The organism is Methanotorris igneus Kol 5 (assembly GCF_000214415.1).
Classification (GTDB): domain Archaea; phylum AGJL01; class Methanococci; order Methanococcales; family Methanococcaceae; genus Methanotorris; species Methanotorris igneus.
The window spans coordinates 1,281,358-1,296,242 of record NC_015562.1 but is presented as its reverse complement, the minus strand read 5'-3'; the positions used below and the strand labels follow the sequence as shown (position 1 = coordinate 1,296,242).

Below are 14,885 nucleotides of genomic sequence, written 5' to 3'. Positions count from 1 at the left end.
AGGTATTTTTAAATTTTATGTTTTGATTTATAGTCGTTTGCGTTATGAATGATTATTTAGAAATTTTATTACTCAAATTTCATTGTAGATTTTGATAATTTTTTAAATTTTAATTTTGTACATTTTAAATGGGAATGCGACTATTTTATGACTTTAATGATACCAAGACCTCAATGAACTCGTCTATATGTTCTTTTTTAACATGAGGCATAACTACAATCCTCAATGCATTTACGCACTTGCAAATTGAAACATACCATCCATGTTTTTTTAATTTTGAGCATGTTTCTTTTGGATTCTCATCTTTTAATGCCACTATGTTCATAACTGGTTCTATTACGCTTTCTATCCCATATTCTTTTGCCTTTTTTGTGAGGTAGATTGTGTTTTCCATGCACTCTGAGACAATCTTTTTATACCCTTCTTTTCCAAGGAGTTTCATAATGCCCCAAGTGCACGCAACACTAAATCCCGCCCTTGTTCCAACGATTGTTGCCTGCTGGGTTTCAGTTAAATATGGGGCCTCTATGTTTAAGTATTTCTTAAATGATTTATCCCTAAACAATATTCCTCCTGCAGGTATTGGGGAGAGACCCATTTTATGCGGATCTATTGTTATAGAGCAAACTCCCTCCAATGAGAAATCAAATTTGTAGTTGATATTTTTTTTCTTATATCTCTCATCTAAAAATGGAATCACAAAACCACCAAACGCAGCATCAACATGCAAATAAATATCATTTTCCACAGCTATTTTTGAGAGTTCCTCGATATTGTCTATTGTTCCAAGTTCTGTGCTTCCTGCAATGCCAACAATACCATCAACTTTGTAATCTTCCACATAATCTCTAACAAAATCAACATCAATTGTGTAATCCTTTGTTATTGGGGCTTTTATAAACTCTAAATCCATCATATCTCTTGCCTTATCAAATGAGAAATGGGCAGTTTCTGGGATTATTATTTTTGCATTTTTGTTCTTCATGTTTTTAATAGCCCTCATTGCCGTTAGATTTGCCTCAGTTCCACCAGTTATTATATATCCAAAGGCATTTTTGTTGTGCAATAGTTCTCCAATCATTCCTATAACTTCTTCCTCCAATTTCTTTGTGCCTTTAAACAGTCCCGGGTCTCCAAGGTTTGTCTCAAGGAACATCTCAACTATCTTTTTTGATATGGGGTGGGGCTTTGTGCACATTGAACCTAATATCCTCCCATTTTCATACTTTAAATCCATCTCTCTGTATTTTTTTAATGCCTCTAATACCTCTCTCTCACTTATACCTTTTTCTTCCATTTTCTCACTTTTTAGATTTGAATTGATGATTAATGCTTAATTGATATTCCGCTTTAGTTTCAACACTATTGATTATTATAATCAGCGACAAATGGTATTGAAATGAATATTATAAGGTAAAAATGACTACCTTTCCATTAGTGAGGTAATATTTAATTATAGAAAGTTTTGTCACTGATATTGGACAGACCCCATAAATTGGATGAGCGTTATATTTTTATTCTTTTAGTTGCTTTCCTCTGTGCCCAGCATTGGATGCATATTCCAACAGGTAGAGATGCTGTATGGCATCCAGAAATTTCAATAAAAACATCTAAGGCAGTAATCTTCCCTCCTAATCCCATAGCACCAATGCCTAAATTATTTATTCCCTCTAAAAGTTCTTTTTCTAATTTTGCTATATTTTCATCTTTATGTCTTTCTCCAATTTTTCTTAAAAGTGCCTTTTTTGCTAATTTTAACGCTACATCTGCAGTTCCTCCAATACCAACACCAACAACTATTGGCGGGCATGGCTTTCCTCCCGCATTTGCAACAGTTTCAAGGACAAATTTCTTTATACCTTCAATTCCTTCTGCTGGAGTTAGCATCTTTAAAGCACTCATATTTTCGCTACCAGCACCTTTTGGGAAAACAGTTATCTCTATTTCTCGGTTTAGGTTTTCATCAAACTCAATATTTATAAATGGAGCATTTAAACCAACATTTGTTTTAAAATTCTCTCTTGTTAAAGGATGAACCACATTAGGCCTTAAAGGAATCTCTTCCGTTGCTTTTTTTACACCTTTCTTAATTTCTTCAATTATCTTTATAATCTCTGATGAATTTATATTTTTTCCAATTTTTAAAAAGACAATTGGAACACCGGTATCTTGGCATAGCGGAATTTGCTTTTCCTCTGCAATTTTGTTGTTTTCTATGATTGCCTCTAAGATGTTTTTTGATGCTCCCTCTTCTATCCCATAAGCGTCTTCAATTGCTTTTTTAACATCATCTGGAAGATAAATAACTGCTTCTCTGAACAATTCAACAACAACATCAGAGATTCTCATTCTTTCACCATTATAGTCATTATTGAGATTATAAAGAAAGATTAGAGCACATAGAAAGTTGGGGCAAGAAATTTTTATAATACTCAAAATCAAAAGTAGAGAATGATGTAATAAGCTATTCCAAAAAAGTGGCTAAGATTTTAGCATATAAAAAGATAATTGGAAATATATTAAATTCTAATGTCTTTTATTTTATTAAGTATTCTTTTATCAATTTCTTCTTTATTTGGAAATGGCTCATAGAGGGCATTATTAAATTTTAAAGTGTGAAATTTTCCAAATTTTAGATGTAAAAGTTCATGGGCTATGATATATTTTATTTCATCTTCATTAAAGTCATTTATCAGGTTTTTGTTTATATATATGGTTTTTGTTGTATATGAAATAGATGCTATTTTCCTTTTATATGGTCTTGTTTTAATTTTTATGTCGTGTTTAATGTTTATATCCCCTTTTCCCTTTTCTCAATTATTTTAGCAAAATTTTTATAGCCCTCCAGGTTAAAAAGCTTTGAGGTCTTAAAATCCTTTTAACAGGCTCTAAAAATAAGATGTTTCTTTTAATTAAGAATTCTTTTATATCTTCCTTTATACTGTAAGCATCTATTTCATAGCTATTTTTAAAGAGCTTTAAAGCGTTAACTACTTTGTTATACTCAATTCCTTCAAACTTATTATTCTTAACCTTAGCCAACAAATCCATAAGCTCAGAGATTTCCATGTTCAATAGATAATTTAAGATTTCATCTAAATCATCAGTTTTCATTCTATTCATTACTTTTATTATTAGAACTGGCTTTCCCCCAACGTAAGAATAAATTTTCTCCTTCTCTTCCTCTGAAAGAGCCCTATTTAAAACATCCCCAGCTAAGAAACCCATAAACTTTAAAGCCGTTTCTTTATCAAAATCATCCACTAAGATATAATCGGTTCTACCTTTTAGCATAGCCCCATTGTAAACCTTCTCAATAAATAAACTATCAGAGGATAAGCAAAAGACATGGCTTAAATGCATTTCTTTAGTTAAACTTATAAAATAATTAAAAAGCTCATAAATTAAAAAGCCGTTTATTTCTAAATCCCCTATTTTTTGGAGTTCGTCCATTATAATTATAGGTCTCTTTCCTTCTTTTTCAATCTTCAGCAAGATATCAGTTATATACTTAAAAATATTCTTAGGTCTCTTTTTGTCCAATAGAGTATTTAATGTATTTTTTGGGATAGGAATTCCATATATAACGCTTGAATCTTTTATTAAACTTTTAACCAATTCAATAGGATTCTTATCTTCCTCATACTCTTCAAATAAAACCTCAATAAAATCATCATACTTAGAAATAAAATATCTCCTCAGATTTATGTAAAATACAACATATTTGTCCTTATCAAGATTGTTAATAACTTCATTAATTAAAGCCGTTTTCCCTGAGTTTATAGGGCCATAGATAAAATAAATAAAGTTCGGCTCACTCTCAATTATTGATAAAACTTCTTTAATCTCCTTCTCTCTATTGAAAAATTTCATTATAAACCCTCCATTAATTACATAGATTTTCTAATTTCGTCAATATATCCCCCTAACCTCATAAATAACTTCAAATATTCCTATTCAACCCCTCCAATTCCTTACTATATGCCAACCCCATGATTAAAAGTAAGGATTAAAAAATACTTAAATATTTCTTGAAATGTTTATCTTAACAGTCTCTATATTTAGCGTTATATTTGTATATTTGCATGAAGCAGCATATAAATATTGAATTTAAATAAGGTTGTAAAAATAGCAAATAGTATTAAAAAAATAAGGTGGATAATCCCTCTTAACAATTAAACAACATCAGAATTTTCGTTTTTCACTAAATCATGTTTTTTGTATTCTATTTTAATTATACTGCTTTTCATAATTTTCGTAATTCTGTCATTTTCATCTAAAACTAAAATATAACCTTCTGGATTATCTTCTATGATATAAACATCTTTTATTTCTTCATTGTTATTTAGTAAAATATCAGCCTTATAATTAGGAACATCTTGAAGAGCTAAGCAAATAATCATATACCAAATAGTTAACGTTATCCCACCAAAATGTAAGTAGATAATGAATTTTATGTTAAATCGCTATTTTATCCTCTTCAACAACTCCTTTGGATAATGCAATAAGGTATTTTCCAACTCCTTTTTACTCATCCCACAACCTAAACCAACTTTTTTTGCAAATTCAACGTCAATTAAATCTTCTGGGGCATGGGTGTCGGTATTTATTAATGTTGGGATGTCAAACTTCCTCGCCACACTCAAAACATAGCCATTTGTTAATGAATGCCCTCTCCTTGAGGTAATCTCCAAGAATATACCATTTTCCTTAACATTTTGTGCCGTCTCATCATCAATAAATCCAGGATGAGCAAGAATATCAACATCTTCAGATATTGAGGCGTAGTAGTTTGTTCCTTCTTCAACTGGCTCGACAACAGTTTCCCCATGAACAACAACAATCTCCGCCCCTAAATCTTTTGCTTTTTTTGCCATCTTTGGTATTGATTTTGGTGGAATGTGGGTCAGTTCAACTCCCACTATAACTTCAATATCCCAGTATTTTTTTAGTTCTTCTTTTGCAAGGATTGTTTTTTCAATTAACTCCTTATAATTACTTGCATCTGCGTGATCAGTTATTGCTATTGCTTTATGCTCTAAAACTATAGCCCTCCTAACTAATTCAGAAGGAATTAATTCCCCATCACTAAATACCGTATGTGTATGGAAATCAAACCTCATTTTATCACCAATCATTTTGATACAATACAGAAGTATTAAATATCTGTAGTTATAAAGATATTTTTGTATATTAAGGGGGTGTTTTAATGGACTATGTTGATTTGAACTATACGCCAAGTGAGAATGATTTGCTATCTTGCATAAGGGTAAAGGCAAAAAATTTAATGAAAGTTGCAAATGAAATTGCGGCAGAAAGTTCTATAGGAACATGGACAAAAGTTCAAACAATGAAAAGTGATGTATATGAAAAATTAAGACCAAAGGTTTATGAAATTGAAGAGATTGGGGAAGAGGGGGAGAGTAAAGTAGGAATAATAAAAATTGCCTATCCGCTGGATGCCTTTGAAATTGAAAACATGCCGGGAACATTGGCAGGGATTGCTGGGAACATATTTGGAATGAAAATTGTTGATGGATTGAGAATTTTAGATTACAGATTCCCAGAAAAGTTCGTTAAGGCATACAGAGGGCCAAGATATGGAATTGATGGTATAAGAAAATTGCTAAAAGTTGAGGAAAGGCCATTACTCGGAACCATAGTAAAACCAAAAGTTGGGTTAAAAACAGATGAATTTGCAGAAGTTGCATACAACGCATGGATTGGGGGATGTGACATAGTTAAGGATGATGAGAACCTTGTGTCCCAAAGTTTCAACAAATTTGAGGATAGAATCTTTAAGGTTTTAGAGTTGAGAGATAAGGCAGAGGAAGAAACTGGAGAGAAAAAAATCTACATGCCAAATATCACTGCTCCATACAGAGAAATGATTAAGAGAGCTGAACTTGCAGAGGATGCAGGAAGCGAGTATGTTATGCTTGATGTTGTAGTTCTCGGATTCTCTGCAGTGCAACAGTTTAGAGAAGAGGATTTCAAATTCGTAATTCATGCCCACAGAGCAATGCACGCTGCGATAACCCGTTCAAAGGATTGGGGAATAACTATGCTAACTCTCGCTAAGATATACAGGCTTTTAGGAGTTGATCAACTCCACATTGGAACCGTTGTTGGTAAAATGGAAGGAGAAAGGGCTGAGGTTTGTGCTATAAGGGATGAGATTGTATTGGATAAAGTTGAGAAAGATGATAAAAATAAATTCTTCGACCAAGATTGGTTTGGAATGAATAATGTTTTCCCAGTAGCTTCTGGGGGAGTTTATCCTAAGTTAGTTCCAGAAATCATTGAAATTCTTGGAAAAGATGTTATTATCCAGGCAGGTGGTGGAATTCACGGGCATCCAGAAGGAACTGTTAAAGGAGCAATAGCTATGAGGGCAGCGATAGATGCAGTTATGGAAGGAAAATCATTAGAAGAGAAGGCAGAAGAGGTTAAAGAATTAAAAGTGGCATTGGAGCATTGGAAATAATCACATTTTTATTTTCGCTCATCCGCAAACATCATTACCTATAGATAACAAGTTTTACCATTGATAATTTTTTATATGCAAGGTAAAGCCTTTATATGGACAATCCTGAGTGAACATGAGCGTTTTTTTGTTTTTATCATACATATACTTTTATTTCCACTTCCTTTAGAGCCTTTTTTAGATAAAAATAAAATTTCCATCCCTAAGGGTTGATTTTAACAAATCACTTAATTTTGATAAAAAACTTCTTTTTTCTATTTCCATCCCCCTAAGGGTCTGATTTTAACCTACTTAACTAAATACCTATGGAAAGCATTAAAAGAGCCGCTTTCCATCCCCCTAAGGGTCTGATTTTAATTTTACTTTATTTTCTAAAAACTGAATTTCTAAACGAAAATTTCCATCCCCCTATGGGTCTGATTTTAACTCAATTGTCTGTCTTCTGGGATGGGAGGGGTTTTAATTATTTCCATCCCCCTATGGGTCTGATTTTAACGAAAGACATTGATTACCACTGCATTGGCAGTTAATAAGGCACAGCAATTTCCATCCCCCTATGGGTCTGATTTTAACTATGTTTAAATATTTTATAACAAAAAAGGATTTAGAATTTCCATCCCCCTATGGGTCTGATTTTAACTAGATTTTATAGTTACTTCACCAAAAATTATTTATGAATTTCCATCCCCCTATGGGTCTGATTTTAACATTAACTTTTACAGGTTCAAATAAACCAATTAAATAACTTAATTTCCATCCCCCTATGGGTCTGATTTTAACTTGATTAAATTAGTTGCATGCGTGGCTCTTAATATATGATTTCCATCCCCCTAAGGGTCTGATTTTAACAATGTTCAAGTAATTTGTTTAATAATGGTGTGGCAGTATTTCCATCCCCCTAAGGGTCTGATTTTAACGGAGCATGTTCTTTAATTTTTTCAAGTATTTTTTCAACGAAATTTCCATCCCCCTAAGGGTCTGATTTTAACACACACAGAAGTATTACTGTGTTGTGTGTGTGATTTATTTCCATCCCCCTAAGGGTCTGATTTTAACCTAAACATTTTTAGACCATCATTGGTATGGACCTATGGAAACAAATTTCCATCCCCCTAAGGGTCTGATTTTAACGCAACAAGGATAGTGTTGTTGTATGCTTTCATATTAAATTTCCATCCCCCTAAGGGTCTGATTTTAACGATTTTAACTTAATACTATTAACTTATGCCAATGCCACTTTGCTGGATTTCCATCCCCCTAAGGGTCTGATTTTAACAGGACAATATTTTGCTCTTTTTCCTATATAAAGTTTTCTATTTGCTTGAGGTTGTCGAAAAATACGAATACTATAAATAATAGTAATAATAATTATGAGCGGCAGAAAAACCAAAAGAAAAGGATACTGGAAAGCCTACGATAAGAGGTTTAAGATATTCAATATTAAGTACACTTATGATTTTGTTTCATTTATTATAAATATTTTACTTCCATATAAAGAAAAACGCAAAGTAGGAAGGCCTTTAGCTATAAGTTACAATGAATATATAGCTACTCTAATAATAAAACACATTTTTAGAATTAGTTTAAGAGATTTAGAAACTCTTTCCGATTATTTACATAAAAAGCATATAGATAGCTCCACATACGGAAAAGCTTTTCAGAGGATTAAAATAAGCGATTTAACTAAAATAATCGTTGGATTACACTTAATTATTGCTAATTCGTTAAAATCATCGGTTATAATTTACATAGCTGATTCCACTGGAGTCCATTTATTAAGAGTGTATTGTGAAAGAATCAGAGTTGTGAATAATGAAATAAAAAAGGTAAAGTATCGGGTTTTTGACAAAATGCACGTATTAGCTTGCTATTATAAAGATTATGGATTAATTTCGATTGTTATGGTAAAATGGGATAATGGATATAGTTCAGACAGTAAAAACTTACTAAAAATGATAAAATCTTTAGATTTTGTGAAAGGTGCGATAATATTGTTGGATGGTGGTTACGATGATGAAGATTTACTTAGAGAGTTGTTATCTATAGACCTCATTCCAATAGTTAAAACAAAAGAGTTTAAATGGGATTACGGTATTTCTAAAATCAGAAAGAAAGTTAAAAAATTGTTTGATAAGAAACTGTATAAAATTAGAGGGGTAATAGAAGCGATATTTGGAGGGCTAAAAACTAAATTTAGATTAACTCTAAATGAAAAACTACCTGAAAGTAGATGTAGAGCTACTTTAGCAGTAGCAATCGTTCATAATATTTTAACACTAATGAGAGTTATTAGTATTAGAGAGTAATATTTAAATTCATTGATGAAATAATTTTTCGACAACCTCTATTTGCTTCTTTTTGGGACGTTAATTTTCGAAGGGGTATTAACAGTGTTCATTTATATACCTCTGCACTTCCCTAAAAATCGTTTAAATTCGAAATAATTTTTTAAAATCTATTTAAATCGTTAAATAAACCCTATCAATCGGGGAAAATTTGAAATAATTCCTATTATTCCTTAAAATCCAAAAATCTCAATAAATCCTTAAATTTAAATATACAAATCTTTCAAAATAAAGCACCCTCCGAAATTTGATAAAAATCCTTAAAATTAAAAAATAACTCCTAAAAATTGAATAAACTAAAAAATAAAAATTTTCAGCGAGGGAGGGTTATCTACTTGCAATATTTAACACACCGTAATATTTATATATGGTGGTGATATAGTCGTTCTACAAAATGCAGCACTATTTACAACATTAATTTTTTATTTTAGCTAAGAAAGTGCTAATTGGTAGTGAAATGGTGGAAAGGATTATGAATAAAGGAAAAATAGATAAATGTAAAGAAAAAATAGAGGAATTAAAATCAATCTTAAAAGAACTTGGAATAGACACTGCAAAAGAATTGGAGGAAAATGTTGATTTGCAGTATCTATATTTAAAAAACCTTCAAAAGAACCTTAAAGATGATGAATTATTTATTAAATTGGTTATTCTCAATGCATTAGTTAGTTATCAACTTTCATCAACGGGAGAACTTTGGTGGAAGGAGTTTTCAAATTATTGGTCAGAAATAGAGATTAAAGACGATATTTTTAAAGAATATAAGGATTTTTTGGTAAATTGTAAAGGTAATAGGCGACTTTTAAATGCAAAAATGAAGAGGATAGATAAAATAGAACCTTTTTTGAAAAATTTGGGTATTGGAGATATTAAAAAATATTACAAAAATATGAATGTATTTAGAAATCACTTAGCAAACCAGTTAAAAACAAAAAAAGAATCTAAAACGATAGTATTTACAGTTAAAATGTTTGGATACGCCTCAAGAATATCATTTAATAAATTCATCCCGTATCCTATGGAAATAGAAATCCCAAAAGATAGTAGAATAGAAAAATATACAAGAAAATTCACCAACGAAGAGCCAATAAAATTTTGGAAAAAAATTGGGAGAGAAATTAATTTGCCTCCTCTCCACATAGATTCTATTCTTTGGCCAGTTCTTGGAAAATCTCATGAAGTTAGGGAACTTTTAAAAAAACACTGTAAAAAATCAGATTTGATTTTTAAGTTAGTGGAGTTATAGAGGATTTTGATGGTTTTAAAAGCTTTTTAGAGCACCTTCTCCAATTTCTCAACAACCTGCATTATATCCTCATTTTTAACTCCAATTGCAGAATTTACAACAATGTAATCATAAGGATATTCCCCTAAATAGCAGGTTCCAAATTTATCATTTTTTCGAATTCCTCTTGGGCCCGTTATCCTTAGGTTATATAATTTTGCAGCAACATCAACTGGGTCTTTTTTTGTTGTTATACATGAAGAGATTGGGTTTTTTACATTTAAAACCTTTTCTTCCTTTTTCTTTGCGAGTTCATTTAACAAATCATCCAACAATTTTTTACTCTCTTTTTGTTTTTTCATCAAATCTAAATATTTATTCATTCCCAAAGACAGAAGAGATACTAATATATTAACTACTGGCGTGGCACACGCTCTTCCTGGATAACAGAGAGAGACCTCCCTCAAAAATTCTCTATCTCTTGAGTAAATAATACCTCCTCCAATAGGTGTGAATAAATTCTTATCGGATGAGCTAACAACAGCATCAACTCTATGCTTAAATGCCTTCTTTAACTTATCAATGTAGAAGTTGTTTTGAATAGCATAAGCTCCATTGATTATGTGAGGAATACTAAATTCTTCACAAATTTTTGAGATCTCAACAATATCATCGCTCTCTCTTGGTGGGAAAAACGTTAAAGTGCTTAAAACGCAAGGATTGTTGTTTTCTTTTATCTCCTTTTTTATCGCATCCTCTATATCAGAAACATCAACTCTAACGGCATCTCCATAAAGTTTTGTCTCAACTAATCTCATTCTCATGCCTATAAAAGAAGTTGCTTTTATCGGGCTTTTGTGTGAAGCGTAGGGATAAATAACGACATTTGAATGGTATTTTTTCCTTGCTGCACTTAAGCATAATGCCAAAGACATCCCAGTTGCTACTGGAGTTGCTATTGCATTAACTTTTAACCCCAAATTTTTTAAAAAGCTCTCTAAAATCTTGTTTGTCAATGCATACATTATACTTGCTCCTGGGGCTTTAGGTTGGGCATCAATTAAATTCCCACTCCTACCAATGCCATGGCAAAATCCTCCAACGAGTTCATTTTGGATTTTTGAAGCGATTCTTGCCTCCCTCTCCCCTATTTGGATGACCTTTGGGTCTTTGTCAGTGTCCATTAGGGATAGAATTTTTAATAGAAGTTTTATCTTATCATCATCCAATCCTTCCTTTGGGATTTTCCTTTGGTTGAAAATCTCCTCTATTATAGCTAAGTTATCTTTTAAAGTTAATTCTCCTCTTTTTTCCATATTACTTGGAATAAGCCCAGTAAAATTTAAATCAAGCATAATATCATCCTCAAGTAAAGATTAGTCAATTTTTAAATGCCTTGTTTTACTATCGTCTGGGATGTATTTTAAAATTCTGTTTGGTCTTAATCCATACAACAAAGCCCTATCTGTGTAGTTTAAGATGATATTCATTAAATCACATGCCCTTATATATAAACTTCCCTTTGCACATGCCCTCTCATTAAATTCCTTAACATCATCTCTCCTAACATTCTTTCCAACTATTGTTATAGGAACACTCTCTCCAGAGTGGATTAAATTTCCAACTGATGGTGTTGAGTGATCTCCTGTAATGATAATTAAATCATCCTCTAAGTTTAAGAGAGGTTCCAAACATGCATCAATCTTTTCAATAACTTTCTTTTTAAGTTCTGGATTTTTTGTGTGGGCTGCCTCGTCTATCTCTTTTGTATGGATATGGATGAAATCATAATCTAAGTCAACTGCCATCTCAACCGCCTTTTTAAAATCCCCACATTTGATATAGTCCAATCCTAAAAACTTTGCCAAACCACAGAACACTGCACTATTGCCAATGACAACTCCTCTCATTCCCCATCTTTCACTGAATGGTTCTACTTTTTTGTATTTTCCTGCCCATTTTGTTAATAGCATGTTTGCTTTTTGTTTCCCCATTTTTGCCCTTTTTCTATTTATTTCATGGTTATCCAATTCTTTAAAGCACTTTTTTAGATATTCGTTTAATGCTTCAGCAGTAGATTTTGCTTTGTTATATTCCATCCTACTTTTGCAGAGTTTTTTTATTGGACAGATTCGCAGAACATGCCTGTTCATATAAAATGGGTCACCATCTGAAATTTTATCTGAAATCCATCCATTTTCCTCCCTTATTATTAAAATACAGTGTGCATCATGGGTATATTTTAGTTCAAATTCATAACCATTAACATAAGTTGGTAAACTGTCTATGAGCTCCTCAATCTCTTCCTTTGTTATGTCTTTTGTTCGCCTATCTTTTATAAGTAGTTCTCCATTATGTTTTTCAACAAAACCAAATGTTGCTCTTAAATAAATTTCGTTATCTTTAACCTCTACGCCCTCCCCAAGTGCCTCAATCAACCCCCTACCTGGGAAATCATTTAAACTGTATCCCCAAAGTAATAAGTGGGATACTTCAGAACCTAATGGAACACCCTCTTTATATGGAACCATTAATCCTGTTATCCCTCTTTTTGCAAATTCATCCAAATTTGGAGTTTTTGCAGCTTCTAATGGCGTTTTATTGCCTAAGATTTCTGAAGGTCTGTCTCCTAAACCATCTAATAAAACTACTATTGCTCTCATAATATCACTTCAAAATGTTTTGGAAAAATGATAAAAAATAAAAAATAAAAAATTATAATTAAAAGTTTTATTAAACAAAAAATTAAATAAAATTAAATAAACTCCTTAACAATTTCAATATATCTAAAATCTCCTTCATACCCTCTTTTAATAATTTCAACAGAAACTGGGTATATGAACTCATCTAAAAATCTTTTGACTTTTTCCTCTTCAAATATAATTTTTCCATCTTTATCTCTGTAATTCCCGCTAAATACACACGAAAACTGTCTCTTCCCCTGTTTCCAACTTTCCTCAATAATTTCCCTTATTTTACTGTTTTCTTTAACATATTTTATTGGAAGTTTTAATTTAACACCCAATGCATCACATATTTTTTCATACACTTCCAAAACCATCTCCAACTGGTCAATCTTAAAATCACTGTTGTGGTAAACCCTCTCTCCCCCTATTATTACTCCCCCTAAGTGCTTTGATAATGGAATTCTTAAAATCCTTAAATATGCATGACATCCTATGCATGGTGTGTAAAAGCCAAATTTTTTAATGATTAATGAGACAAACCTCCCATTTAGTGCATTCCATAGTTTGGGCTCAAATATGAAATGTAAAGGCAATAGAACTTTATCTTTGTAGAGATTTTTTATTCTATTATTTAATGTCTCCCAATTTTTGTAAAATATCTTTTTATCTCCATAATCTGTCCCAGTAAATGCAACTACTGGTAGTATAGCATCAAATTCCCTAAATGCCTCTATTATTGCAGCAACACTATCTTTCCCAGAGAATTCCCCAATCGCAATATCTTTTAAATCTATTCCAAATTCATCTATAATTTTAAATGTTTCCTCTGAAAGTTCCAACTTATTAAACGATGTCTTAAAATCTATATACATTCAATCACCTATGTTCCTTTAGGTATTCCTCACACAGTTTTTTAGTCCTTATTATTTCCTCAATATCCATCAGTTCAATAAGCCAGAAATCACAACCAACATCCAAAAGTTTGTCTAATGTTGGCCTTAGGTTTTCAAGATTTTTTGGGGCAATATGTCCGATTTTTGGAACCTCTAATTCATAAACATGGACATTATATATCTTATCTGAAAAGATATCTATATATTTAACCCTGTTCTCATAATCAACATGTCCAATATCGTAAGTTATTAAGCAGCCAGTGGCATCAGCTATCTCAATTAAGTTATTTGGATTTGATGAAAATCCAGTCCTTAAATTTTCAATGCAAATTTTTACATTTCTTTTTCTTGCATAATCAACTAATTCAGATAAGTTGGAAATTAAAACATCAATATTTGGGTCCTTTCCATTGGTTATGTGAAGTGTTAAGTAGTCATGATCTGAAACCATATCAACAGTATGTTTTAAAATGCTTAGGGCGTTGCTGTTTGAGTTCCCTAAATCTACAATTGGAGCGTGAAAACCTACAATATTTTCCATTTTTTTGTTGTATGGGCAGAAATGCAAACCCCAATCTATGAGTTCAAATTGTTTAAATTTTTCAATGAGATTCGTGTTTTTAATTCTGACACATACCCCAAGCAAACAACCACCTTTATATGTCATTATGTCATAAATATATGCAATTAGTATATATAAACATATCATTAGAAAATCTAATAACATGGGTGAAAGTGTGATAATCATATTTGACCTAAATGGAACAATAGCAACAGATGGGATTATAAAGGACTCGACAAAAAAGCGAATAAAAGAACTGAGAAAATATCATGAAATTTTTATCCTCTCCGCAGACACCTTTGGAACGTTAAAAGATATAGAGGAAGAGCTTGGCATTAAGGGAATTAAAGTTGATAAAGAAAAGTATGGAAGTGAAAAAATAGCAAAAAACGAAATCTTGAAGGAAATTAGGGAAAAATACAAAAATGAAAAAATTATAGCCTTTGGAAATGGGGCAAATGATGAGCTATTATTAAAAAATGCTGATTTGGGAATATGTGTCTTGGGAGATGAAGGAACTTGGACAAAAACACTACTAAACTCTGATATTGTTGTTAAAAATATTGATGATGGCTTAGATTTAATTTTGAAGGAAAAAAGGTTGAAGGCAACAATAAGAGAATAAGTTCCCACCAAAAATATAAGCATATTATTATTCCAAAAGAAACCTCTAAATGAAACTTTAA

The 14,885-nt window shown here is 31.7% G+C and carries 14 protein-coding genes and 1 CRISPR repeat array; of the genes, 4 read left to right on the top strand and 10 right to left on the bottom strand.

Annotated elements, in window-relative coordinates:
- Positions 1–145: 145 nt before the first annotated feature.
- The 6 genes from mfnA to METIG_RS06445 form a co-directional block, all read right to left on the bottom strand.
- Entirely contained in the window at positions 146–1,297 is a 1,152-nt protein-coding gene (mfnA, locus tag METIG_RS06465) for a tyrosine decarboxylase MfnA (protein WP_013799419.1), read from the bottom strand.
- 209 nt (positions 1,298–1,506) lie between these two features.
- Positions 1,507–2,349 carry a fumarate hydratase gene (locus METIG_RS06460; RefSeq protein WP_013799418.1) on the bottom strand — a complete coding sequence of 281 codons (843 nt, stop codon included), beginning with the start codon at positions 2,347–2,349 and terminating at the stop codon, positions 1,507–1,509.
- 170 nt (positions 2,350–2,519) lie between these two features.
- Entirely contained in the window at positions 2,520–2,771 is a 252-nt protein-coding gene (locus tag METIG_RS09305; RefSeq protein WP_281033980.1) for a YgjP-like metallopeptidase domain-containing protein, read from the bottom strand.
- 46 nt (positions 2,772–2,817) lie between these two features.
- Complete coding sequence (locus METIG_RS06455) at positions 2,818–3,873, bottom strand: ATP-binding protein (RefSeq protein ID WP_013799417.1); 1,056 nt, start codon at positions 3,871–3,873, stop codon at positions 2,818–2,820.
- Between the two features lie 302 nt (positions 3,874–4,175).
- The gene (locus tag METIG_RS06450; RefSeq protein WP_013799416.1) at positions 4,176–4,403 is read right to left on the bottom strand and encodes a hypothetical protein; all 228 of its coding nucleotides are present in this window, start codon (positions 4,401–4,403) and stop codon (positions 4,176–4,178) included.
- A gap of 63 nt (positions 4,404–4,466) precedes the next feature.
- On the bottom strand, positions 4,467–5,123 hold the full coding sequence (locus METIG_RS06445) for a histidinol phosphate phosphatase domain-containing protein (protein ID WP_048055564.1): 657 nt from the start codon (positions 5,121–5,123) through the stop codon (positions 4,467–4,469).
- 86 nt (positions 5,124–5,209) lie between these two features.
- Here METIG_RS06445 and rbcL point away from each other — a divergent pair, with 86 nt between their 5' ends.
- The 3 genes from rbcL (at position 5,210) to METIG_RS06430 (ending at position 10,078) form a co-directional block, all read left to right on the top strand.
- Positions 5,210–6,487, top strand: coding sequence for a type III ribulose-bisphosphate carboxylase (rbcL, locus tag METIG_RS06440; protein WP_013799414.1), 1,278 nt, complete (start codon positions 5,210–5,212; stop codon positions 6,485–6,487).
- Between the two features lie 256 nt (positions 6,488–6,743).
- Positions 6,744–7,763: a CRISPR direct-repeat array (repeat unit 31 nt; unit sequence ATTTCCATCCCCCTAAGGGTCTGATTTTAAC).
- A gap of 94 nt (positions 7,764–7,857) precedes the next feature.
- Positions 7,858–8,793 carry a transposase gene (locus METIG_RS06435; protein ID WP_013798476.1) on the top strand — a complete coding sequence of 312 codons (936 nt, stop codon included), beginning with the start codon at positions 7,858–7,860 and terminating at the stop codon, positions 8,791–8,793.
- Between the two features lie 511 nt (positions 8,794–9,304).
- Complete coding sequence (locus tag METIG_RS06430) at positions 9,305–10,078, top strand: N-glycosylase/DNA lyase (protein WP_013799413.1); 774 nt, start codon at positions 9,305–9,307, stop codon at positions 10,076–10,078.
- Positions 10,079–10,104: 26 nt separating this feature from the next.
- On the opposite strand, the gene spcS is transcribed toward METIG_RS06430, so the two are convergent.
- The 4 genes from spcS to METIG_RS06410 all read right to left on the bottom strand — a co-directional run bounded on the left by spcS (position 10,105) and on the right by METIG_RS06410 (position 14,283).
- On the bottom strand, positions 10,105–11,412 hold the full coding sequence (spcS, locus tag METIG_RS06425; RefSeq protein WP_013799412.1) for an O-phosphoseryl-tRNA(Sec) selenium transferase: 1,308 nt from the start codon (positions 11,410–11,412) through the stop codon (positions 10,105–10,107).
- A 21-nt stretch (positions 11,413–11,433) separates the two neighbouring features.
- Positions 11,434–12,720 carry a 2,3-bisphosphoglycerate-independent phosphoglycerate mutase gene (gene apgM, locus METIG_RS06420; protein WP_013799411.1) on the bottom strand — a complete coding sequence of 429 codons (1,287 nt, stop codon included), beginning with the start codon at positions 12,718–12,720 and terminating at the stop codon, positions 11,434–11,436.
- Between the two features lie 92 nt (positions 12,721–12,812).
- Complete coding sequence (locus METIG_RS06415; protein ID WP_013799410.1) at positions 12,813–13,616, bottom strand: hypothetical protein; 804 nt, start codon at positions 13,614–13,616, stop codon at positions 12,813–12,815.
- A gap of 4 nt (positions 13,617–13,620) precedes the next feature.
- Positions 13,621–14,283 (bottom strand): sugar phosphate isomerase/epimerase family protein, encoded by a 663-nt coding sequence (locus tag METIG_RS06410; protein ID WP_245527599.1) that lies wholly within the window; start codon positions 14,281–14,283, stop codon positions 13,621–13,623.
- Positions 14,284–14,374: 91 nt separating this feature from the next.
- On the opposite strand from METIG_RS06410, the gene METIG_RS06405 reads away from it, so the two are divergent.
- Complete coding sequence (locus tag METIG_RS06405; protein ID WP_172632617.1) at positions 14,375–14,824, top strand: HAD family hydrolase; 450 nt, start codon at positions 14,375–14,377, stop codon at positions 14,822–14,824.
- Positions 14,825–14,885: the final 61 nt, after the last annotated feature.